Here is a 24013-nt window from a genome sequence, read left to right as displayed (position 1 = left end):
GGGACTATTTTAACTGTTTTTTTATTCTAAACCAACTCGTTTGAAAATGTCATCAACATGACGTAAGTGGTAATGGTAATCAAATGCGTCATCAACATCCGCTTTGCTAAGATGTTTCATAATTTCGGCATTGTTTTCAACCAATGGTTTAAATGCTTCTTGGTTATCCCATGATTGGGCAGTAAGTGGTTGCACTAAATCATAAGCCCCTTCACGACTCATCCCACTGTCGATTAATTTAAGCATGACACGTTGACTGTAAATTAAACCATGAGTAATGTTCATGTTTGATTTCATCCGTTCTGGGAACACATCAAGGTTCTTCAAGATGCGGTTGAAACGATGCAACATATAATCTAGTAAAGTAGTTGATTCTGGTAATATGATTCGTTCAGCTGATGAATGTGAGATATCACGTTCATGCCAAAGAGAAACATTTTCGTAAGCAGTGGTAATTAAACCACGAAGCGTACGAGCTAATCCAGTTACGTTTTCTGAACCAATTGGGTTACGTTTGTGTGGCATTGCTGATGAACCTTTTTGTCCAGCATTGAAATGTTCCTCAACTTCATGAATTTCAGAACGTTGTAGACTTCTGATTTCAGTGGCAAAGTTTTCCAAACTAGTTCCAATTAAGGCAATCGTTGCAATGTATTCAGCATGCAAATCGCGGGGAAGCACTTGGCTAGCAATTTCTTGTGGTCGTAATCCCAACTTCTTACATACATAAGCTTCAATTTCAGGATCGATGTTAGCAAAAGTACCAACAGCCCCAGAAATCTTACCAGCTTCAACTTCAGCAGCGGCTTCATTGAACCGTTTTTGGTTCCGTTTCATTTCTGAATACCAACGAGCAAGTTTTAATCCAAAAGTAGTTGGTTCTGCTTGGACACCATGAGTACGACCCATCATAACAGTCATCTTATATTTCAAAGCTTGTGCTTGAATAGTGTCCATTAATGTTTGGATATCTTCTTTTAATACTTTATTAGCTTGTTTTAAACGAAGTCCTTGAGCTGTATCAACCACATCAGTACTAGTAACACCATAATGAATCCAGCGTTTTTCTGGTCCAAGGTATTCTGATACGTTACGAGTGAAAGCTACCACATCATGATGCGTAACTTTTTCGATTTCATCAATTTCATTTGCATCAAACTTAGCATTAGCGTGAATCGCATCAATATCAGCATCCGGAATCAAACCTTGTTTGTTCCATGCTTCATCAATTGCAATTTCAACATCTAACCAAGTTTGGTATTGGTTATGTTTACTCCAAATTTTAGCCATTGGTTCCCTGGTATAACGTTCAATCATTTTTTAATATCCTCCAGCTTAGCTTCTTAATACCTTTATTTTCCTATTGTTCGTGTTTTTTGTCAATCAAACTGGATAAATATCACTTATATTATGGAAGATAATTAAATCCGAACTTTATTTTCACAAATTTTGGCTAAACTCTTGAAATTCTTAATGATGATTGCTAAAATTACTGTGGTTCAAAAATAAGAAAGATTTATATGAGGTGCACAAATATGTCAGTTACAATTGTAGTTGGTAGTCAATGGGGCGATGAAGGTAAAGGAAAGATTGTTGATTTCTTAGCCAAAGATTCAGATATTATCGCTCGTTATCAAGGTGGGGATAACGCCGGACACACAATCGTATTCAACGATCAAAAGTTCGCTCTCCAACTTCTTCCTTCAGGTATTTTTTATTCAGATAAGATTGCCATGATTGGTAACGGAGTTGTTCTTAACCCCAAATCTTTATTCCGCGAAATGAAATACTTAAACGATAACGGAGTTCCTACAGATAACCTCCGCATTTCTTCACGCGCGCAAGTTATCATGCCTTACCACATCTTATTAGACCGTCTTAGCGAAAAGGGACGTACTAACAAGATTGGTACTACACAAAAAGGTATCGGACCTGCTTACATGGACAAAATTGCTCGTGTTGGTATTCGTGTTGCTGATTTAATTTACCCTGAAACATTAAAACGAGTTTTAAAAGAAACTCTTCGTCAAAAGAACGAATTATTAACTAAACTATACGAAGTAGAACCATTAGACTTCGATTCAATGTATGAAGAATACAAAGAATATGGTCAACGAATGAAGAAATACGTTACTGATACCTCAGATATGTTAAATCAAGCTGATGGTAAAAATATTCTTTTCGAAGGTGCTCAAGGTATCATGCTTGATATCGACCATGGTACTTACCCATACGTTACTTCATCAAACCCCGTAGCCGGTGGTGCTGCAGTTGGTGCCGGAATTGGTCCTACTAAGATTACTGATGTTATCGGTGTCTGCAAATCCTACACATCACGTGTTGGTGAAGGTCCTTTCCCTACTGAACAATTAAACGCTGATGGTGATTACATCAGAGAAACTGCCCATGAATATGGTACTGTTACTAAACGTCCTCGTCGAATCGGTTGGTTAGATACTGTAGCTCTTCGTCACGCTGCCCGTGTATCTGGTTTAACTAGTTTAGCTATGAACTGTGTCGACGTCTTAGATGGTTTAGATACCATCAAAGTATGTACTGGTTATGAATTAGATGGTAAAATCATCGACTTCTACCCTGCTAACTTAGATGTGCTTGCTAAATGTAAACCAATTTACCAAGAATTCCCAGGTTGGAAAGTTGACACTACTAAGTGTGATACTTTCGACAAACTTCCTGAAGGCGCTCAAAACTACATTAAAGCCGTTGAACAATTAGTTAATGTTCCAATCGACTGGTACTCAGTTGGTCCTGACCGTGAACAAACTCATAAACGTTAAAATTTAAAGCATACAAAAAGAGGAATATCGCAAATGCGATATTCCTCTTTTAATTTACTTAACTTTAGTAGCCATCGTTCCAATATATTGGTGATCAATTCCTAAAAAGTCAATTTTGAATTTTACACCATCACGTGTGGCATAATCCATCCGTGGTAATGCAATTTCAATGCTTTTTGGTTTACTTACCAAACCTAAGCCCAATTCTTTTAAGACCGCTTCTTTAATCGTCCACAAACGTAAAATTTGTTCTGATTTACGTGGATCTTTTAGCTTGTTTAGATAAGCAAGTTCTCCAACGTTAAAAGCATGACTTAATTTATCAAGTTGTTTGGGTTTAATTTCTTCAATATCAATTCCAATTGGTTGATCAGAAACAGCGACCGTCACTAAGTTACCTGAATGGGAAATGTTGAAATGTTCATCACGGTCCTTAAAATAAGGTTTACCGTGTTCACCCTCAGCAATTGCATCCCCAGATAAGAAAGTCTTTTCCGGAAGTTCTAACAACTTAGCCAGTAAAATTTTACCCACTAAAGTCTGTTGTTGCTTCGAATGATCTTCAATTCCTAAATCTTTGTAATATGGTTGATATTGTAAATCAGTGAGTCTCCCACTCTTAAATTTCAACAAGTGCGAACCCTCCAAGTAAACTTATTTTGCGTCGATTTGTTTAGCAACGTAATCAACTAAGTCTTTAACAGTTGCCATACCTTCGTCACCATCAATTTCGATATCGTATTTGTCTTCAAGTGCATCAACGATTTCGAAAACATCAAGACTATCTAATTCCAAGTTTTCCTTGAAGTTAGCGTCCATAGTAATCTTGCTTGCGTCAAGATCAGTTTGATCTACAACGATTTCTTTAATTTCATCAAAAATTTGTTCTTTATTTGCTTTTTCAGCCATGATTATCTCTCCATTAATTCATATTAAAATTATGTAACAGACTAATTTTAACACAATCTCAATTAATATATAAAATTCTAACGCTTAGCCCAAAGAGCCATTTCACGGGCAAGGTCTTCAGCTTGTGGGATAATCCCCATTCTAGTAACGAATCCGTGCATCATTCCGGCATACCAAATATAGTCAACATCGTCATGAGTTTCTGCGACACTTTTGGCATATGTGTAACCTTGAGGAGTTAAGCAATCATATTCAGCAGCCACAACCATGGTCCGAGGAGCCTTAGCAAAATCTTCTTCACTACTGTTAATTGGTGAAATAATAGCATCACTCATTTCGTGTGAACCGGGATAAATGGCTTTTAAAGTCTTCAAAGATTCAATGTTTTCATCATCCATATCTTCAATTAACTTTGTAGCAAATTCTTCCATTGCTGGCAACTTTTGCTTAGTTGGAACGGTTTCTACGTCTAACATGGGGTAAATTAAAACTTGTCCAGCAATATAGCCAATTTCTTTTTCAGTATCTAAATTAGTCATAACAGCAGCAATGTTACCACCAGCGCTATCACCAGTTACAAAGATCCGAGCTGGATCAACGTGTATTTCTTCAGCGTGAGTTGCAACATATTCAACTGCATGCCAGGCGGCACTAGTTAAGGTATCAACGTCAGCTTCAGGAGTACGAGGATAATCAACGTTAAAGACTTCCCCTTCCATTAATTCAGCAAGTTTCTTACCAAAGTTTTCCGTGTTATCTGGAGTATTTCCGTAAAAATTACCACCGTGGAAGTAAATAAAAGCCGGTTTCTTTTCTACATCGTTTTGGAAATCATATTGGTATAATACGGCGTCCTTAATATCAATTTCACTTTTAACGATATTGTACGAAAGATCTAAATCGTAACAACCATTAGTTTCACGTTCAGCTAAAGCCTTTTGTGCTTCAGCTGATGAAGCATCATTGTTAGCACGTTCAGTAGCTAAACTACGGGCAACGTGATGACCATGACGGCTTTTATCAAAATTAATTGTGTAACTGTCCAACGTATCTTCAACGGCTAATGATTTCTTGTTAACTAAGATATTATCATCATTCCGTTTGAAATTAGCAACACTGTAATTAGGTGAGATTTGTTTAAGACGGTGGTAATATTCGGCTGTTGTAGGAGCCCAATCTTGATTATTTTTCATGTTATTTTTCCTTTCAAAAAAACTCACCGCAGTGGGTGAGTTCGCGTTGATTACTTGTTAAGTCTTTCGAAGAACTTAATTCCATTCATGGTAAACCAGAATTGGAAGAATAAAAATACTACTAATCCTGCAACAAAAATTACAAGACCTAAGATAATTGCTAAAGCAACTGCGAATCCGGTTACGTGAATTAATGATACTAACCAAATTGCAAATACTGAAAGAGCTCCAAATACGATTACAGCAGCCACAAACATAAGTGCTTGTAATACTACTAAACCTAGTAATTGGTAACGGTGACCTTTCATTAATTTCCAAGTCTTAGGAAATGCTTTGAAAAGACCATTATCTTCTTTTTTAGTATCAGCGTAATAAGATAAGTAGACAAAGTACAAACCTAACGCAATATATGCATATACTGCTACACCAATTAAAGCAACGGCAGCTGCAATTGCAAAGAACATAGCATTTTGTTGGCTAATTCCAGTAATTGCAAATCCAGCAACGGCAATTCCAAAAATAAAGAAAAATACCATTCCGATTAAACCAACTAAGAATGAAATTCCAATGATTGAAATCCAAGTTAGGTCTTTAAAACCAACAAAGGCTTTTTTGAATTCAAATTTTCCATCAGTATCTGATTGGAAAAGTCCCATTTGTAATGAAACTTTAAGCAAAGTAACAATCAATGAAATAATAATCATTGCAAAGAATGATCCTTGGATTGCGTTTAAAAAGGCACTTGGATTGTAAGTTGCACTAGCTGCGGCACTAGTAACAGAACTACTATTTGAGAATCCATTAGCAATAAGTCCAACGATAAATGATGGTAACCACATTCCTAAAATTACCCATTTATGTTCTTTAACGGTTTTAAAACCGTCTTTTAATACATCAATAATCATGTTAACTTCCTCCTAAGTAATTACTATATATTTTACCAGATATAGCACCTTGATTAAACCCAAGCAAAAAAGCCACCCAACTAAGAGTGACTTTTGATTATTTATCCCATTGATCAACAGAATCAGCAACCCCATCTGGATTACCGCTCCATTGAAAATCTCCATACCAAATTGATCGTTTATCAAGGTTTAAGCTATTAATCAATTCCATGTCTTCATCAGACAATGCAAAATCATAAACATCCGCATTTTCTTTAATAAACTCTTCGTGGGTTGATTTAGGAATGGTATTAATTCCACGTTGTAATTCCCAACGAATAATTACTTGAGCAGTTGATTTATTGTATTTATCAGCAATTTGTTTAATTTGTTCATTGTTAAGTGCATCACCATGACCTAATGGTGACCAGGCTTCTAATTGAATATTGTGACGATCACAGTAATCTTTAATATCTGTTTCTTGTTCTAATGGATTAAATTCCATTTGATTAATCACTGGTTTAATTGAAGCATGTTTCATCAAATCACGTAGTCGTTGAATATCAAAGTTTGATACTCCAATGGCTCTTATTTTACCTGCCATATATAAATCTTCTAGAGCACGCCAAGTTTCATTATATTTTCCGGTTACTGGCCAATGAATTAGCACTAAATCAATATAACGGGTTTTCAAACGTGCTAGTTGATCTTCAAACGCAGTGATAGTTGATTCGTAACCTGCATCACCATTGAAAATTTTAGTAGTTAAAAAGACGTCACTTCGGTTTAAATCATTTTCAGCTAATCCTTGAGCAAGTCCATCACCAACCCCAGCTTCATTTCCGTATTGCTTGGCAGTATCAATCGCTTTGTAGCCGTGTTTTAATGCCCAACGAACAGATTGAGAAGCAGTAGCGTTATCGCTCCGCCAAACACCCATTCCAAGTCTAGGCATATCAACACCATTATTTAATCTTACTGTTGATTCCAAATTCAAATCCATATTAAATCACCCCATTTAAATTATAAAGCTCTTAAATTTAGTTTTCATTCATCTTGCTTTAGTTCTACAACAAATTCATGAGTTCCACTATTAATTTGTTTCAAAATATATTGAAAGAGCATCATAATCCAAGAAAAAGCTAATGCTGAGGCAAAAATTTCGTAACCAGTTAATGAGAAATAATGAATTCCTTTAAATAAATAACTTGCTAATACAATTAAGATTCCCAATGTATATGAAATCTTTAAAAAGTTCTTTGAAATTCCTGGCCAAAGCCATTTAATTCCGACAATCAAAATAATAATATCGAAAGCCATCGCCCAGGCAAAAATATCATGCCATAAATGCATCCAATGAATTTGCATATTATTTGAGATCATTCCAACCCCTAAAGCATCTACCGCCATCATCGTTAGTAAGAAACGAAGCACCATCGTTGGAACTTTAGGTCGGTGTAGTGGTTTTACCGAAACAAACAAGTAGTCAACTAGAGCAATCATTAGTAAAGCTGCAAAAATAAAGGTTAAGTTGAATTGCCACCCATCAACTGCTTTAGCCGTTCCTAGGAAACTAATGTTGTGTTTCCACCATTGTAAGTTTCCGTTCGATAGCATTGAAACCATTACTCCGCCAAAAATAGTAATCACAAACACATCTACTAACATTGTAGGTGTCACGTTTTCTGCCAATAAAATCATGATGGTATTAATAATTAATTGAAACATTAAGAAAATCAAAGTTGCTGTATAAATTCCAAAGGTCGCCCCTTGAAAAACCCTGGCTAAAATCCAAAAAATTCCTAGTAAACTTAATAGCAAAATTGCTGTAAACGACACAATGATTGTAGGAAAATTTCGCCAATACAAATTACGATAAACCGCATTAACCGATTGATTTCGCGCTTTAATTAAGAAAATTGAGAATAAAATTAAGCCAGAAATCAACCCCAATAAAATTGTCGCAGTTGCAATGGAATAACTACCGGTAAATTTAATTGAACTTTCTTTTTTTGCTGTGAAATACACAAAGAAAATTAAACTGGTCAGAATGGCTGGAATAACACTCCACCAATATGAAACATCCCATCCAGTATTTGCGTCTATATCAGCCTTTTCTAGACGTAAGGCATTGTTTTCAATTTTCAAATCAAGTTTTTCGTTTGGTTTCAGTTTAATTTGTTTAACCACTTGTTCCGGAATTTCAATATGATACTTTTTGTCGTCCATTTTTCCACTTCCTATTTATGTAATAAAAAAAGAGCCCCTAGAGGTTCTTTTTCATTATAACTTAATTTTGAAATGCTAAGTTTAATTGTGCAATCCAACGGTCTTGACCAGCATAATTAGTATAATGCAACCAAGTATAGCCATCTGATTGAACAGTTCCGTCATAGTTAATTGAGTCACCAGCGTATAAATCACCAGTAACAGTACTATTTAATGAACTAGAATCACGGACATTTTGAGTAGTTGCAACGGTGTAAGTACCATTAGCTGGTGTCATATTACTTGTAGAAGTTGGTGCAGCAGCGTTACTGATATTAGCTACCCAACGATTTTGACCAGTGTAATTAGCGTAATGGAACCAAGTATAATTATCTGCTTGTACAGTTCCATCATAGTTAATTGAATCACCCGTTTGGAGTTGTCCAGTTACCCCAGCATTTAAGCTGGCATTGTCACGTACATTTTGTTGACCAGATGCAGTATACGTTCCACTGGCTGCCACCATATTATTTGTACTACTTGGAGTACTTGGCTGAGCTGGTTGTGGCGTCGTAGTTTGATTCATATTTTGACCAATTTGAGCAGCATAACGATAGTTACCATCATTATCTTTAAATTGCATCCAGGTATAGCCATCATTATTAGCTAAGCCATCGTAAGAAATTTGAGTCCCAGCATTTTGTTGACCAGTAATGTTACCAGTTAAACTGGGTTGCGTTCTTACATTAACTTCTGATCCCAATGTCCAAGTTCCATTAGAACTCGTGATACTTGGAGTTGGATTGGTGTTGGTTGTACTAGTAGTTGAAGCATTATTACTTGTAGCAGCAGAACTATCAACTGTAACTGCGGCGTTAGTTGTTGGTGCACTAGTTCCGGGAACAGCTAATCCACTATCAAAACGATTTAAATTATTGGTTTCAATCACATTGATTAATGTATTGGCATAAGTCGGTGCAGTTGCATAACCATCAGCTTGAAGCATCTGACATACATAAGTGTAATCAGTACTTCCAAGAAGATTTGAATAACGTGAGTTTTGGGCTAAGAAATCACCGTGATCTTGAATACTAGATGCGTAATCAGGATAAGCACGGAATTGATCATTAATCGTTACCCACTGTCCGTTATAATATTCTTGGGTTGGAACTGTGACAGACTGACCGTTATTTGATCCTTTAATTCCAAACAAGTTGTTCCCTGGTGCAGATGAACCCCAAGCACTTTCAACAATTGCTTGTGCAACTGAAACACTAGGAAGAACTCCATCGGAATTCCAAGTAGCGATGGCACCTGGTGCAGTAGAATTAATAAAATCATCATGATCAGCATTAGCCATTCTAGCAGTCCAATAACTTTGACTATTTTGGTTGTAATGGAGCCAAGTGTAGCCATCATTATATTGCGTATTATCATAGTTAACTGATTGACCTGATAATAGTTTTCCTGTTACGTCAGCTGATAATGATGCAGCAGAACGTTCATTTTGATCCCATGAAGCTGTATATGTACCTGAATTATTAGTAGCAAGTTGCGTAGTGTTTGCTAATTGATTTTGAATTGGTGTAGTAGTAGCTTGACTAGCTTGATTGCTGTCTGTTTGTTGATTAACATCAACTTGGTTGTCAGAACTACTAGTGTTAGTTGCATTACTTGCAGCTGGTTGGGTAGTTTGTTGTGATAATGAAACTACATTAGGGTTAGTAGTTTCATTTACAGAATTCGTTTGAGTATCGTTATTGGTCGTCACGGTAGTTGTACTATCATTGTTTGTTGGAGTTGCTGGGGTTGTATCAGCAAAGGTAGTATTATTCACCATGAGTAATGAAGTTGATGCAAAGGTAATACCCATAGCAATCTTTAGCCATCCATGCTTTGATTTTGCCAGTTTATTTCTGGTTTTAGTTTCACGACTAGACATAGCCATCCGATATTGTGCTCTAGTATACTTTTCCATAAAATGTTCAGTCCTCTCTAGAATAAATAATATATGTAACGTTTAATATTTTCTTAATATATAACTATTGTAAATAATAACACACTTAGTCTAACAAAACTTTTACAATGTGTGTAATTTTTAAAATTTTAATAATTAAAAAAGAGCAACTTCCAAAAAGTTGCTCTTTTTATATTAATATTAAACGATTACAAATTAATCTTTGTCACCAGTAAAGTCGAAAACAACACGTCCAACAATGTTACCAGCTTTCATTTCATCAATAACTTTGTTGATGTTTTCAAGTTTGTCAGTTCTAACGATTGGTTTAACTTTACCTTGGGCACCAAAATCAAAAGTTTCACGTAAATCTTGACGAGTACCAACTAATGAACCAGCAACTTTAATTCCATCAAGTACAGTCTTGTCAATGTTAAGTGCCATGTCACCTTTAGGAAGAGCAACGGCAACTAAAGTACCATTTGGTTCCAATGCATTAACTGCATTGGTAAATGCTTGTGCACTAACAGCGGTTACGATTGAATCGTGAACTCCACCATTAGTTCCTTTAACTACTTGTTCAGTAGCATCTGCATCGTGACGGTTAATTACTAAATCAGCACCGTTGTCTTTAGCAGCTGCAAGTTTCTTAGGGTCACCATCAGTAACTACTACTTTAGCACCAAAAACATTATGAGCTAATTGAACACCAAGGTTACCTAAACCACCGGCACCAACGATTTGAGTCCATTCACCTGGTTTAGTATCACCAATTTTAAGGGCTTTGTAAGTAGTAACACCGGCACAAGTTAATGAAGTTGCTTCAACTGGATCAAGTCCTTCTGGAACTTTAACAGCGTATTTAGCATCAACGATACATTCCTCAGCCATGGCACCATCAACAGTGTATCCAGCGTTTTTAACGTTTCGACAAAGAGTTTCGTTACCAGTGACACAGTACTTACAAGTACCATCAGCTGAGTAGAACCATGCAATAGATACACGATCACCAATCTTTAGGTTAGTAACATCTTGACCTAATTGAATAACTCGACCAACACCTTCGTGTCCGATAATCCGACCTGGAACAGCACCAAAGTCACCTGATGCAACGTGTAAATCAGTGTGACAAAGTCCACAATATTCAACTTTTACTAAGGCTTCGTTAGCGCGAATTGGACGTAAAGTAACATCCTTAATGTCAACGTAACCATCTGAGTCTGGTCTTACAACAGCAGCTTTAACCATGATAATTCTCCTCTTTAACTATATCTTCATAATTATTATTTTAACAAGTTCATTATAACGTGAACATATTCACATTGCAATTGAAACAAACTAAAAAAGGCCACCCAAAAGTGACCTTTTCAATCGCGCTAATTAAGCCTTCCAATTCCATGGATCTTGGTGCCATTGATTCAATGAATTGTATTTAGTTTCTGTAATTTGTTGGTTTTTGTAAAGTTCTTCAATCAACTTAGCGTATGTAACTAATGGACTAAATTTCAAGCCAGCATCCGCAAAGTTTTTGTCTGCATCTGGAAAACCATAAGAGAAAATTGATACGACCCCAGCGACGTCAAAACCTTCACGTTGAACCGCTTTAGCCGCTTGAATCACACTACCACCAGTTGAAATTAGGTCATCAATCAACACAACTTTGTCAGTCTTTTCAATCCGACCTTCAATTTGTTTTCCAGTTCCATGATCCTTTGGTTTTGAACGAACATATACCATTGGTAATGCTAACTTGTCAGCCACAATGGCAGCGTGAGGAATTCCGGCAGTTGCAACTCCACCAATCACAGTTACATCTGGATATTGGGCTTTAATTAACTTAGCTAAGGCATCAGCAATCATGCTACGAAGTTTAACGTACGAAACCGTTAGCCGTAAATCAGTATAAATTGGTGATTTAATGCCACTGGCAAATTCAAAATAACCTTCTGATTTAAATTGAACAATTTTATCTTCAACTAATTGATGTAAAATTTGCGTTTCTAATTCTTGCATAATCATTCTCCTATTTTAAATTCCAGTCTTGTAAGTAACGTTGATAAGCTTTGATTGGGGATACATTTTGTGTAATCGGACGACCAACAACAATGGCAAACGCCCCATCTTCTCTGGCAGTTTTAGGGGTTGCTACTCGGCTTTGATCTCCAACAGCGTCTTGTTTCATCCGAATTCCCGGAACCACGTATTCAAAATCACTACCTAGCGCTTTATTTAAATCTTTTAATTCAAGCGCTGAAGTAATTACCCCATCACAACCGGATGCTTTCGCTAATTTAGCTAAGGCCACTACTTGTTGATTCATGGGTAGCTTACAGTTTTGTTCTGTTTCTAAGACTTGTTCTGAAATGGAAGTTAATTCAGTAACCCCGAGTAAATGAGGTTCTGATAAACCAGCCCGTTTAGCCCCTGCTTGCAACCCACGTTTGGCAGCTTCCATCATTGCTTTCCCACCTAAAGTATGAACGGTGGTATAGTCAACTCCCAAAGCACCAAGTTGTTCCATCGCTTTTTCCACTGTATGTGGGATATCAAATAGTTTTAAATCTAAAAAGATATCACATCCGCGTTGTTTAATTTGTTTAACTACCTCTGGTCCATATTGGTAAAAAAGTTCCATTCCAATTTTGACTGTGAGTTGACTTGGATCTTCAAATTGATCTAAAAACTGGTTAACTTGGCTGATTTCTGGGAAATCAAGCGCAATCATGATTGGTTTATCCATTACTACCTCCAAAAAGTTCGACAATATAAAAAGACTACCCACTGGTTGCAGAGAGTAGTCTTGTAGAATTAAATTCGGATTTAAATTCAATTTGGCTTCTCTGAACCAATTAATTTGTTGAATGAATTATAATATAAATTTCCAACTTGTACAAATTTATTTTTTGTGGCAAAATGTTTTCTAATTGAAAAAATTACAAATAACTTGAGCCTGTGAGCTCGAATTTGGAGGAAATATTATGAATAATAGTACCGTCATGCACACCCAAATGAGTAAAAACCAAAAATTAGTCTTGCTGTCATCAAGTTCTGGTTTTGGTTTAGAAAATATGGATGTGCAATTTTTAGCTTTCACGATGATTGCCATCATTAGTCAGTTTCACGTTTCTGCTAGTGCCGCTGGGATGATTGGAACTATCACTAGCTGGGGAATGTTAGTCGGGGGAATTTTGTTTGGAGTTTTAGGTGACCGCCTCGGTCGGGTGAAAACCTTTACCTATACCATTTTAATTTTTGCCGTTGCTACTGCTTTAATGGGATTTGCTAATAATATTCATGAAGTTTATCTCCTCCGTTTCATTACTGGAATTGGAGGTGGTGGAGAATATGGCTTAGGCATCACTTTGATTGCAGAAGCTTTTCCCCAAAAAGAACTGGGACGGATGTCTTCAATCTGTGCAATTGGTGGTCAAGTGGGTGCTTTACTGGCCGCTATTTTAGCTGCCATTGTCATTCCTGCTTATGGTTGGCACGCCCTCTTCTTATTCGGACTTATCCCAGTAGTGTTAATTTTCTTCGTCCGTAAAAATCTGACCGAATCAGAAACTTTTAAACAAAGTAAAGCTAAACAAGAAATCACAACTGGCCAAGCCATCCGCAAATACATGTTTAACGATTGGCATACTACCCGCCAAAGTTTAGGTTTAATGGTCATGACCACGGTTCACATTGCTGGTTACTTTGGTTTAATGAACTGGCTCCCTTCAATTGTGCGGGAACAAAACCATCTTAGTGTTTCAAGTTCTTCTCTTTTCATGATTGCCACAATTATCGGAATGAGTTTAGGAATGATGACCTTTGGTTTAATCTTAGATAAAATTGGTCCCCGTAAATCATTTGGAATCTTTTTAGTTGCATCCGCCATCTCAGTTTTCAGTTTATTAATGGCACATTCAACTGTCCAATTGTTAATTATCGGAGCAATTGTCGGATTCTTCTCCAACGGAATGTACGGTGGCTTTGGAGCTGTCGTTAGTCAACTTTACCCTACCGAAGTTCGTTCCAGCGCTAATAATATTATCGTCGGCGTTGGACGTGCCATTGGTGGGATGTCATCATTGATCATTGGATTTATTATGGATTACTACAATTTATTCACGGTAATGGCTTTTCTTTCAATCCTTTATATCATTAGTTTCTTAGTTATGTTAACCATTCCCGGAATTAAACAACTTAGTCAAAAAGCCTAATTCCAGTTCCCCTAAGGTAACTTGTCAGAGTTCTTTGTTTGTGGCACAATATTACAAGCGACAAATAATCAGGGCCAGAGAGCCCTACTTTGGGGGAAATACTTTTATGAATAACAATCAAAATGAGCGCATCCATATGACTCGGAACCAAAAATTAGTTTTAACATCATCTAGTTTAGGTTTCGGATTAGAAAATATGGATGTGCTTTTTCTATCTTTCACAATGAGTTCAATCATTGCTTCACTTCATGTTTCAGCTGGGGCCGCCGGTTTAATCGGGACCATCACTAACTGGGGGATGTTACTTGGTGGAGTATTATTTGGACTTCTTGGTGATCGCTTTGGCCGCGTAAAGACCTTCACATATACCATTTTTGTGTTTGCTTTTGCGACTGCTCTTATGAGTATGGCGAACAGTATTTCTTCTATTTATGTTCTTCGTTTCATTGCCGGAATTGGGGCTGGAGGAGAATATGGTCTAGGAATCACATTAATTGCGGAAGCCTTTCCGAAAAAAGAATTAGGCCGGATGTCATCAATTGCTTCCATTGGTGGTCAACTAGGTGCTGTTATGGCTGCTATTTTAGCTGCCTTCGTTGTGCCTGATCTTGGTTGGCATGCTTTGTACCTCTTCGGTTTAATTCCAATTATCTTAGTCTTCTTTGTTAGACGTCACATCAAGGAATCAGAAGAATTCTTAAAGGCTAAAGCAGACCAATCAATTACCACTACGCAAGCAATTAAGAAATATATGTTTGCGGATGGCAAAACTGCCTGGACTTCTGTTGGTTTGATGATTATGACAACGGTGCAAATTGCTGGTTACTTTGGTTTAATGAACTGGTTACCTTCCATTGTGGAACAACAAAGTCACTTAAGTGTGAAAGGATCATCACTTTGGATGATTTCAACCATCATCGGAATGAGCTTAGGAATGATGACGTTTGGTACGATTTTTGATAAAATTGGTCCTCGTTTATCATTTGGAATCTTCTTATTTGCCTCAGCATTTATGGTTTATGCCTTAGCGTTTGTTCATTCAATTGGCTTACTTCTCATTGTTGGAGCAGTCGTTGGATTCTTTGCTAACGGAATGTATGGCGGTTACGGTGCCATCGTTAGTCGTCTCTACCCTACTGAAGTTCGTTCTAGTGCAAACAACATCATTGTTGGTGTTGGTCGTGCGATTGGTGGGATGTCATCATTGGTAATCGGTTTGATTATGGAACATTACAGTTTAGTAGTCGTAATGCTCTTCTTATCAGTCCTTTACCTCATCAGTTTTACTGTTATGATGACCCTTCCAGGACTTAAAAATTTCAATAAATAAATCCAAAATCATCTCACATTTTGAGGTGATTTTTATTTTAAAAAAATTAGCAAAAAAGAGAGCATATTGCTAACACCTTTGCATAAAATGAATTACTATATAGTTGTACATAAATAAAAGGGAGATATAGAATTATGGCTGATAAATTTGAAGAAAACACAATGTTAGACGAACACATGAACGAAGCATTTGACTGGTCAGACAGTGCAATGCCTGTACGTGATGCTTTATGGGATCACTACATGCAACAAAATGCTAAAGACACTATCAAGACTGAAGAAGATATGAAGAAATACTTGGACATGAGCGATGCTGATGTTAAAGCAGAAGCTGAAAAACTTCTTAAAAAATAATTTTTAACTAAAAAACTTCGTTGAGAAATTAATCTCAACGAAGTTTTTTTATACACTTTTTTATTGGTTTAATGGATCAGTATGCGTTGCTTGGAATTCTTGTTTAGCTTTTTTTTCAACTTTTTTATACTTAGTCGCAAATTCATTACTGACTTTCGTAATCGCGGTATTTTGCTCCGTAATTTTAGTATTAACATGGTGGTTTTGGTACATCAAGTAGGCGTTGCCCCCAATTAATAACACAATCAAAATTACTGGAATTGTAATCATTAAATTAGTCTTCTTAAACGCAAATTTAATTTTATTTAGCATGGTGATCACCTCTAAAGCTTTGGATTAAGTGGAAACGAATTTTATTAGAATTCAAATCTTGATGATTCAAATCAACTTTAAATAAGTAATGGTTAGTTGAGAGGTGGTTTCCTCTTTTACCATAGTAAGTAACCGTGACATTGGAATAATAGTAATGACCCTTTTTAGCTGCATCATTACTATAATTGTAAATTTTAACATTATTCAAGCGGGTGAATTGCTTAGCAGAATTAATTAATTCCGTTGCATCCGCTGTATCCATGTAGTTCTTAGTTAAATTAGTAATCGCAGCTTGTGCATCTGTTTGATTAGGGTAATTGCCAAACACAATTTTCATACTATCAGTCAATGAATCATTGTTTGTTTCGGCAATTGTCTTCATATTTTGATATGTGAGATTTTCTTGATAAGTCACATCACTAGTTTTCATTTCATCTAATGATTTTTTCAACATATCATATTTAGTTTGTGCATCCGCTAATTTTTGGTTGTTTTGATTTAAAGCGTAGATGTTAAACCCGCCCAAAATTAATAACCCCAACGTAATTAAACCCAAAATTCCCGCAATGATTAGCTTGCGATACTTTTTCAACTTTTCCATAATAAACACCCTTCGAATTTTATTGTTATCTAGTATAACCCATCAACTTCAAGTTGTAATAAAAAACTATGGAATTTATCCATAGTTTAATAATTATGATAGTGCAATTTTACCTGTCATCAATCCTACAATCGCAGTAATTGCAATGATTGTCACGATTACCATCAAAATCCATTCTTTGGTATTGATTGGCCGATTATTTTCTTTAGCAGCTTTGATGTAAAAAGCAAAACCTAACACATAAGCAATTGCACATAACCAGAGATATTGAAGTCCAGCAAAACTAATGGCAACCACTTCAAAGACAAAAGCTAGCAATCCAGGAAAAATTAATTTAAATGATTTAGCTTGATAACCTAATTTAATTTGATAAGCAGCAACTAAGGTATAACAAACCACCATAGCTGCTGTACATAATGAAATAGCAAAATTATACGCTTGATCAGAAAAGACAAGGGAGATTAAGAATAATTGCAGTAATACTTGCGTTAAAATCAAGGAATTAATGGGTGCTTGTTTGTGGTTAAGTTTAGCAAACCAATGTGGTAACATCCCTTTTTCTGCCATTTGTGATGTCGCAATCACTGGTGGTAAGGTCCATGATAACCATGACCCGAAAATGGTAATGATTAGTGATAGACTCACTAACATTCCACCGACTGACCCAATCATATCTTCAACGACATAAGTCAATGCAGGATTACTAACATGTGCTAATTGTGCTTGGGTTAAATATCCATAGGGGAGCATTGAAATGACCACATTAATCACTAGTAAAGCCACAAAACTCAAAATTGTAGCTTTACTAGCATCGGATGCTTTGCGAGCCCGACCAGTCATGGTAGTTGCTCCTTCAATTCCAACAAAGACCCACATCATGGTAATTAAACAACCCTTAACTTGTTCAAAAATTCCACTTGGAGTAGCTTTCATGTAACTAAAATTAGTTGTAAAGTTATTCCAAAAATGCGCGGTAAAGACGTTAGTTTTAAATAAGACAATTCCAAGGAGCACAAATGCTAATAACGGAATTAATTTAATAATTGTAATAAAAACATTAATAAATGCTGCATTTTCTACCCCACAGGATACTAAGTAAGTTAATAACCATGAAATAATCGATGCCACAATAATGGCGGGAATTGAATTACCAGAACGAAAACTTGGAATAAAATATCCCACTGCTGACATCATCATAGTAGCAAACGCTACACTCCCAATCCATGATGACAACCAGTAACCCCAACCAGAAATAAATCCGATAAAGTTACCAAATCCTTTTTGAGCGTATTCCGCCATCCCGTTTAAATCAGGATTAGTTTCACTTAAAGATTTCAAACTCATTGCCAATCCAAAAATTCCAATCCCAGTAATTAGCCAAGCTAATAAAGCTGGTCCAGGAGTGGCAACTGCCGCAAGTTGTTCACTTGCATTATAAATTCCAGCTCCAATTGAGGCACTAATTACTAACATAATTAAGCCAAGTAATGAAACTCCATTCTGTTTCTTCATTCCATAAATCCTCTCGTTCTCTGTTTAAACAATGTAATCTATTATACCTTAATTTTTTCTGGAAAATAAAAAATCCCCGCAAAAAAGCGAAGATTAATCTATTAATTTATTCTTGAATTTCTTCTTCCGTGGGTGAGTATTTAAGAAGGTAAATGGCTAAGATAACCAAAATAGCTCCTACAACTTCAGCAAGGCTTAAAGCAGTGTTGAAGAAAATGACACTCAAGATGAAAGTTGATACTGGTTGCAAAGCATCCATTAAACTGATGTTTGCTGAAGTCGTAAACCGAGTAGCAAAGATTAAAGTTGAGAATGTTAATAAAGTACCAAAGAAGATGATTCCACATACTCCTAAGATAGCACCAGTAGTTAAGTGAGGAACATCAGTCCACACTGGGTGGTTAATGTTGTAAGCAATACTTGCCACAAAAGTACCCCAACCCATAACTACGATTGGAGGATTGTCTTTTCCTAAAGATCTTGGTAAAACAACATAAAGAGCAGCAGTCACACCAGAAATCAATCCCCAAATAAATGAATCCATTGGAATTGATAGTTGGCTAATGTCACCTTTAGTAATTGAAAGAAAGACCCCGATAATCGCAATTACAAACACGATAAAGTCGATTTTAGCTGGCTTTTTGTGTTGGAAAACGAATGATCCAAGTAAGATGAACAATGGTGCAAGGTATTGCAAAATAGTAGTTGCCGCAGCATTACCATCTTGAATACTGACATAGAAACTTCCCATGTTAGCTGCAAGTCCAAACAATCCATAACAGACAAGGGCAAGAATTGACTTCCAACTCTTGAAGATATTAAAAATCTTACCTTTATAGACGATGGCACTTACAAGTAACAAGATAAATGCGGCACCGGTTGTTCTTGCTGCCAAGAACCATGGTGCTGGAATTGATGCATTTTGTGATACGAACTGAGTAATAACCCCAGCAATACCCCATGAAACTGAGGCAAATCCAGCAAGAGCAAGACCTTTAGCAGTATTGCTCATCCCTTTGATTTTGTTAAACATTTTCCAAAACTCCTTATTCGTCGCCAGTTAATTTGGTACTTGCCTCAGCCACAATCTCTGGTGATACATCATCACTCAAAAAGCGGGCCATTGGTGTGTACTGATGGCGCTTCTTAAATGATACCTTGAAACTTGCCAGTATTGCAACACGCATTTGATTCTCAGTTAAGAAGATTTGTCCAACGTGGCGAAATTTACCCTTGGTATGTTTCCCAATTCGCCATTCATGTAACTTAAATTCATTTTTGGCATCCCGTTTAATTTGGTAGTTCCCCGAACCATCTTGTTCAACCGGAACTCCAATAAAGCGGAGCACATCATATTTATCAGCCATAATTCTCCGTTATGATTTTAATTCGTCTTTTGTTGATAATTTCCGTTTGTCTTTTTGTAAAATGTAAATCGCAATCACAACTAAAATTGATCCAACAACTTCCATCAAACTAATCTTAGTTTGTAAAAACATGACACTAAGAATAAAGGTCATAACTGGTTGCACGGCATCAACTAAACTAACATCCGCAGAACTAGCAAACTTCATACTGTGAAGCAAACAAGCAAATGGTAATACCGTTCCGATAATAACAATGGCACCAATTCCGATAATGCCACCCATTGTTAAGTGGGGTACTCCAACCCAAGCAGGTTGATGAAGATTAAAGAAGAAACTAGCAATTAAAGTTCCCCAACCTAACACTGTCAATGGTGAGTTATCATCCATTAGTGGACGGGGAATCACCACATAACAAGCAGCGGTAATTCCGGAAATAATTCCCCAGAATAATGAAACTGGTGGAATCGAAAGTTCACTAATATCACCCTTGGTAATTGATAAAATTACTCCGACTAAGGCAATCACGAAGACTAAAATATCCACATGATTAGGTTTGCGATGCATAAAAACAAAACCCCCTAGTAAGATAAATAGCGGTGCTAAATATTGCAAAATAGTGGCAGATGCTGCATTCCCAGTTTGCACACTCAAAAAGAATGAAAGTAAATTAGCCCCTAGTCCAAAAATAGCATAACCCAAAATACATAGAATTGATTTTCGATCTTTAAAGACGTTGAAAATTTTGCCTTTAAATAAAATAGCACTAATTGCTAATAAAATAACTCCTGAAAATAGTGTTCTTACTGATAAGAACCAAGATGCTGGGATATCAGCGTCTTGTGATACGAATTGCAGAATGGTTCCTGAAATACCCCAAAAAGCAGAAGCTAAGGTAGCCCAGAAAATCCCTTTCATAATGTTTTTATTTGAACTCATGATTTCACCCCAAAATCGATTTTTTCTAACAGGTATATCATACTCTTTCTAGCATTTGAAAGTAACCAAAAAATGAAGCCTAACTGTAACGTTAGACTTCATTTTGGCTTTTATTTCGTATGCTTAGTGGTTTCTTGATCCGGATAAGTGAGCTTAATTCCAGCTGACATTAAGATTGGTAAGATGATGATTAAAATTACCAAACCAATAATAACCGTAATAGCAACTTGAATTAATGTCATAACTCCTGATGGAATCAAAGCAGCAAAGGTTCCAGCTAAAATTACAGCGGCTGATAACACGACCACACCGATAAATTCAGCAGCGTGCACAATTCTGGTTGCAGGAGCTGCACTTGGAAGAATATTTTGGTACTTCTGCATCAAGAAGATACTGTAATCAACTCCCAACGCAATTAGCATAATGAATGCGAAGAATGGTGTCGTCCAAGTCAACATATCTTGACCTAAAAAGACGCTACTGAAGATTCGAGTAATTGAAAGTGATGCAAAGTAAGCAATTAGTAATGTTCCTAAGATATATACCGGTTGAAGCATTGACTTAGTAACAAAAATCAAGGCAATTAAAATTCCGACTAACATAATTACAGCAGTCCGCATGAAGTCACTAGAAGCAATCTTGTTTGTGTCAGCAATGGTAGCAGTTTGACCTCCAACGGCAACTGTCGCGTCTTTCATATCAGTTCCAGCCAAGTTTTGTTTAACTTGGTTTTGGATTTGATTGACAGATTTAATGGCAGCAGCACCAGAAGGATTGCTCTTAAGTACTACGATAATCCGAGCAGTATTTTTATCTTGTGATAAGTAAGAATTGACAGCAGTTTGGAAAGTCTTACTTTCTAATACTTGCGTAGGAATGTAGAAAGTATTGGCAGCAGCGGCTGAATCTTGAAGTTGTGATAAGTAGTCATTTGCTTGACCCATTCCACTAGAAATTTGGGTTAATCCCTTGTTGGCTTGCGTAAGTTTTCCTTGAACACCTTCAAGTTGGTTTGCCATAGCTTGGGTATTGTTCCCAATGTTTTGCGTATCACTTGCAATTCCATTTAATTGACTACTTAAACCAGCTTGTTGTGCAGCTGATTGTTGTAATACAGCCCCAATAATTTGCATTTGGGTTGCACTTAATGGTGAACCCATGGCAGTTGCTTTAGCTTGCATATCAGCAATCACTTGTTGACCTGAAACTGAAGAACCAACAGCAGAGGCTTGAATTGCTTGAAGCCGACTACCAATTGATTGAGCAGATGCACCAATGGCTTTGAGTTGATCACCATTAAATGGGCTACTTGAAGCACCTTGTTGAATTTGACTCAATCCAGCATTAGCTTGTCCCATTTTGCCAGTTAAAGTTGAAAGTTGATCATTCAAGTAAAGTTGATTCAATGGAACTCCATTTGGTTGGGTAACTGAAGCAACTGTTTTCACATCTTTCCGACTCCGAAGTTGATTAGTAATGCGATCAATTTCCATCAAACTCTTTTCGTTAGCTAAATCATGATCTGATTTAATATAGATCGTTGATGGTTCAGCAGTTCCCTTAGTGAAGTGTTTTTGCACAACGTTAAGTCCTTGTTTTGAAGGAATTTTATTACTTAGTTCAACGGTTTGATCATAGTTTAAGTTACCGTGACCTAAAGCAATAAATGGAAGCGTCACAACTAAAACAAAGACAATGGCAGGAACAGCGTATTCAACTGATTTCTTAGAAAGAATTCCCCATAGCGCACTAGATTGTTTTTGGCCCTTCATATCTTTCACTGGCCAGTACATCTTTTTACCTAAAATAGCCATGAAGAATGGGTTTAATGAGAGAAGGACCATCAATAAAACAACGACCCCAACTCCGACAGCAAATCCAGAACGGTAAATTGAGAATTTAGCGAAGCCTAAGGCAGCAAATCCGATTAAAACAGAAATTCCACTATAACGAATGGTTTTTCCAGCTGTCTTGCGGGCACTAATCGTAGCGGCTACTTTATCCATGCCATCCGCTAAATTTTCTTTAAATTGGTTATACAACAAGATGTTGTAATCAGTTCCAATTCCAAAGAGCACTACCACCATGAAGACTTGCGTAAAGTTGGAAAGTGGAAAATCAAAGTACTTAACTAAATTCATTACGACACTAAGTGAAACAATAAAGGAAACCCCCACTGTTAATAATGAAATTAGTGGAAAAACTGGTGAACGGAATACGATAATCAAAACAATTAAGATAAAGATAATCGCAATTATCTCAGTTTTCTTAATTCCATCAACCATTGAAAGCCGCATGTCATCATTTAAGATTTCCGCACCAGTAACATATGACTTAAGTCCGTCAATCTTGCCACCTTTTTTCAACTTATTGTTCATGGCTTCAATTGAGTCTTTCTTAGAAACGTTCAATTGCACTAACTCAGTTGATTTATCTTTGGAAATTAATTGTCCCTTAGCTGATGGTGTATCAACTACGGATGTAATTCCTTTGATATCATATTTGTCAGCATGATTATGTAAATCTTTAATCTTGTTATCAATCTTAGTTTGTTGGGATTTAGTAATTGGCTTATCACCATTGTTATAAACTAAGACCACTTGGTTAGTGTTGCTAATATGATGGCCCCAATGTTTTTCAATATTGTTGGCCACTTGGCTTTGCATGTTATCTGGAATTTTGGTTTGTCCCTTTTCAGCTTCCAAGTTACCCATATTAGGTAAGAAAAGCACGGCGGCAATGACTGCAACTAACCAAATTACAGCAATTGTTGAATATTTTTTGATAAATTTATTCACGATCTGACTCCCCCTTTTGTTTAGTAAAAATATTAATTGGTGCAGTACGTTGTAGTTTCGTGATGGTTTGGACAACTTCAGCAGGTTTCTCTGGCTCTGGCTTTGAAATCCAGTAAACAATAATACTCATAACTTCATCAATCACAAATTCTCTAGCATAGTCCATCGGAATATTGTCATTAACAGAAATATCATTGTCTAATTTTTTTAGGGTTTCATTTAAATCAGCAAAAATAATTTGTTTCACTTTACCTAAAAAATAAGGATCGCCATGAGCACTCAATAAAGCCGCAATCATTTCGCGATTTTGATAGAAATTGTTTAAGGTTTCAAGGATAAATGGTGCTGGTACACCCTCACCTTTATCAACCATTAACCAATCCATTGCGTCTGGAATAACAGCATTAATATCAGTACTTAATTGGTCTAACAATTCTGATTCAATGGTTTCTAACAAATCATTGATATCAGTAAAATGGGTATAAAAGGTACCTCTGCCAATTCCAGCTGCTCTAGTAATATCGGTTACATTGATTTCACGAATCCCTTTTTTACTAATTAAAGTAACAAAGGCTTTTTTGATATCTGCAACTGTATTTGTTTTACGAACTTTGTTTTCCAATCTATTCCACCACGCTTTCAATAAT

23 protein-coding genes are annotated in these 24013 nt (G+C 36.5%); 4 read left to right on the top strand and 19 right to left on the bottom strand.

The genetic code is table 11. The annotated features are described in order from the left end of the window. Positions 1–21 precede the first annotated feature (21 nt). The gene (gene purB / locus ACQW5G_RS05140; RefSeq protein WP_429970399.1) at positions 22–1317 is read right to left on the bottom strand and encodes an adenylosuccinate lyase; all 1296 of its coding nucleotides are present in this window, start codon (positions 1315–1317) and stop codon (positions 22–24) included. Positions 1318–1535: 218 nt separating this feature from the next. Here purB and ACQW5G_RS05135 point away from each other — a divergent pair, with 218 nt between their 5' ends. Then, positions 1536–2798 carry an adenylosuccinate synthase gene (locus ACQW5G_RS05135; RefSeq protein ID WP_429970398.1) on the top strand — a complete coding sequence of 421 codons (1263 nt, stop codon included), beginning with the start codon at positions 1536–1538 and terminating at the stop codon, positions 2796–2798. 54 nt (positions 2799–2852) lie between these two features. Here ACQW5G_RS05135 and ACQW5G_RS05130 read toward each other — a convergent pair whose 3' ends face one another. From ACQW5G_RS05130 to pyrF, 10 genes are all read right to left on the bottom strand, one after another. Next, a complete protein-coding gene (locus ACQW5G_RS05130) occupies positions 2853–3431 on the bottom strand; it encodes a 4'-phosphopantetheinyl transferase family protein (protein ID WP_429970397.1) in 579 nt (192 codons plus the stop codon). Positions 3432–3452: 21 nt separating this feature from the next. After that, the gene (locus ACQW5G_RS05125; protein ID WP_056958480.1) at positions 3453–3707 is read right to left on the bottom strand and encodes an acyl carrier protein; all 255 of its coding nucleotides are present in this window, start codon (positions 3705–3707) and stop codon (positions 3453–3455) included. A gap of 77 nt (positions 3708–3784) precedes the next feature. Beyond that, positions 3785–4900, bottom strand: coding sequence for an alpha/beta hydrolase (locus tag ACQW5G_RS05120; RefSeq protein WP_429970396.1), 1116 nt, complete (start codon positions 4898–4900; stop codon positions 3785–3787). Between the two features lie 50 nt (positions 4901–4950). After that, complete coding sequence (locus tag ACQW5G_RS05115; protein WP_429970395.1) at positions 4951–5805, bottom strand: hypothetical protein; 855 nt, start codon at positions 5803–5805, stop codon at positions 4951–4953. Between the two features lie 97 nt (positions 5806–5902). Next, positions 5903–6787: an aldo/keto reductase gene (locus tag ACQW5G_RS05110; RefSeq protein WP_429970394.1), complete on the bottom strand. Its 885-nt coding sequence runs from the start codon at positions 6785–6787 to the stop codon at positions 5903–5905. Between the two features lie 44 nt (positions 6788–6831). Continuing rightward, positions 6832–8013 (bottom strand): DUF998 domain-containing protein, encoded by a 1182-nt coding sequence (locus ACQW5G_RS05105; RefSeq protein WP_429970393.1) that lies wholly within the window; start codon positions 8011–8013, stop codon positions 6832–6834. A 61-nt stretch (positions 8014–8074) separates the two neighbouring features. Further along, the gene (locus tag ACQW5G_RS05100) at positions 8075–9970 is read right to left on the bottom strand and encodes an SH3 domain-containing protein (protein ID WP_429970392.1); all 1896 of its coding nucleotides are present in this window, start codon (positions 9968–9970) and stop codon (positions 8075–8077) included. A 195-nt stretch (positions 9971–10165) separates the two neighbouring features. Then, on the bottom strand, positions 10166–11197 hold the full coding sequence (gene adhP / locus ACQW5G_RS05095) for an alcohol dehydrogenase AdhP (protein ID WP_429970391.1): 1032 nt from the start codon (positions 11195–11197) through the stop codon (positions 10166–10168). A 132-nt stretch (positions 11198–11329) separates the two neighbouring features. Continuing rightward, complete coding sequence (pyrE, locus tag ACQW5G_RS05090) at positions 11330–11962, bottom strand: orotate phosphoribosyltransferase (protein ID WP_429970390.1); 633 nt, start codon at positions 11960–11962, stop codon at positions 11330–11332. Positions 11963–11972: 10 nt separating this feature from the next. Further along, positions 11973–12689 carry an orotidine-5'-phosphate decarboxylase gene (pyrF, locus tag ACQW5G_RS05085; protein ID WP_429970389.1) on the bottom strand — a complete coding sequence of 239 codons (717 nt, stop codon included), beginning with the start codon at positions 12687–12689 and terminating at the stop codon, positions 11973–11975. 238 nt (positions 12690–12927) lie between these two features. Here pyrF and ACQW5G_RS05080 point away from each other — a divergent pair, with 238 nt between their 5' ends. The 3 genes from ACQW5G_RS05080 to ACQW5G_RS05070 all read left to right on the top strand — a co-directional run bounded on the left by ACQW5G_RS05080 (position 12928) and on the right by ACQW5G_RS05070 (position 15840). Further along, positions 12928–14157, top strand: coding sequence for an MFS transporter (locus tag ACQW5G_RS05080; protein ID WP_429970388.1), 1230 nt, complete (start codon positions 12928–12930; stop codon positions 14155–14157). Between the two features lie 106 nt (positions 14158–14263). Beyond that, positions 14264–15487 (top strand): MFS transporter, encoded by a 1224-nt coding sequence (locus tag ACQW5G_RS05075; protein ID WP_429970387.1) that lies wholly within the window; start codon positions 14264–14266, stop codon positions 15485–15487. 134 nt (positions 15488–15621) lie between these two features. Continuing rightward, positions 15622–15840, top strand: coding sequence for a hypothetical protein (locus ACQW5G_RS05070; protein ID WP_429970386.1), 219 nt, complete (start codon positions 15622–15624; stop codon positions 15838–15840). 60 nt (positions 15841–15900) lie between these two features. Here the strand turns inward: ACQW5G_RS05070 and ACQW5G_RS05065 are convergent, their stop codons facing one another. From ACQW5G_RS05065 to ACQW5G_RS05030, 8 genes are all read right to left on the bottom strand, one after another. After that, a complete protein-coding gene (locus ACQW5G_RS05065; RefSeq protein ID WP_429970385.1) occupies positions 15901–16152 on the bottom strand; it encodes a hypothetical protein in 252 nt (83 codons plus the stop codon). After that, a complete protein-coding gene (locus ACQW5G_RS05060; protein WP_429970384.1) occupies positions 16142–16753 on the bottom strand; it encodes a hypothetical protein in 612 nt (203 codons plus the stop codon). The genes ACQW5G_RS05065 and ACQW5G_RS05060 overlap by 11 nt, the downstream gene beginning before the upstream one ends. A 93-nt stretch (positions 16754–16846) precedes the next feature. Next, positions 16847–18265, bottom strand: a complete 1419-nt coding sequence (locus ACQW5G_RS05055) for a basic amino acid/polyamine antiporter (protein ID WP_429970383.1) — start codon at positions 18263–18265, stop codon at positions 16847–16849. A gap of 106 nt (positions 18266–18371) precedes the next feature. Continuing rightward, positions 18372–19298 carry a DMT family transporter gene (locus tag ACQW5G_RS05050; protein ID WP_429970382.1) on the bottom strand — a complete coding sequence of 309 codons (927 nt, stop codon included), beginning with the start codon at positions 19296–19298 and terminating at the stop codon, positions 18372–18374. Between the two features lie 13 nt (positions 19299–19311). Further along, positions 19312–19632: a DUF7671 family protein gene (locus ACQW5G_RS05045; protein WP_429970381.1), complete on the bottom strand. Its 321-nt coding sequence runs from the start codon at positions 19630–19632 to the stop codon at positions 19312–19314. 9 nt (positions 19633–19641) lie between these two features. After that, complete coding sequence (locus ACQW5G_RS05040; RefSeq protein ID WP_429970380.1) at positions 19642–20568, bottom strand: DMT family transporter; 927 nt, start codon at positions 20566–20568, stop codon at positions 19642–19644. 110 nt (positions 20569–20678) lie between these two features. After that, the gene (locus ACQW5G_RS05035) at positions 20679–23366 is read right to left on the bottom strand and encodes an MMPL family transporter (RefSeq protein ID WP_429970379.1); all 2688 of its coding nucleotides are present in this window, start codon (positions 23364–23366) and stop codon (positions 20679–20681) included. Next, a complete protein-coding gene (locus ACQW5G_RS05030; protein ID WP_429970378.1) occupies positions 23359–23988 on the bottom strand; it encodes a TetR/AcrR family transcriptional regulator in 630 nt (209 codons plus the stop codon). Before ACQW5G_RS05030 ends, ACQW5G_RS05035 begins: the two co-directional genes overlap by 8 nt. Positions 23989–24013: the final 25 nt, after the last annotated feature.

The sequence above is a fragment of the Fructilactobacillus sp. Tb1 genome (genome assembly GCF_050500285.1).
Classification (GTDB): Bacteria; Bacillota; Bacilli; order Lactobacillales; family Lactobacillaceae; genus Fructilactobacillus.
The sequence above is the reverse complement of the archived record's forward strand: the minus strand, read 5'-3'. Positions and strand labels throughout refer to the sequence as shown.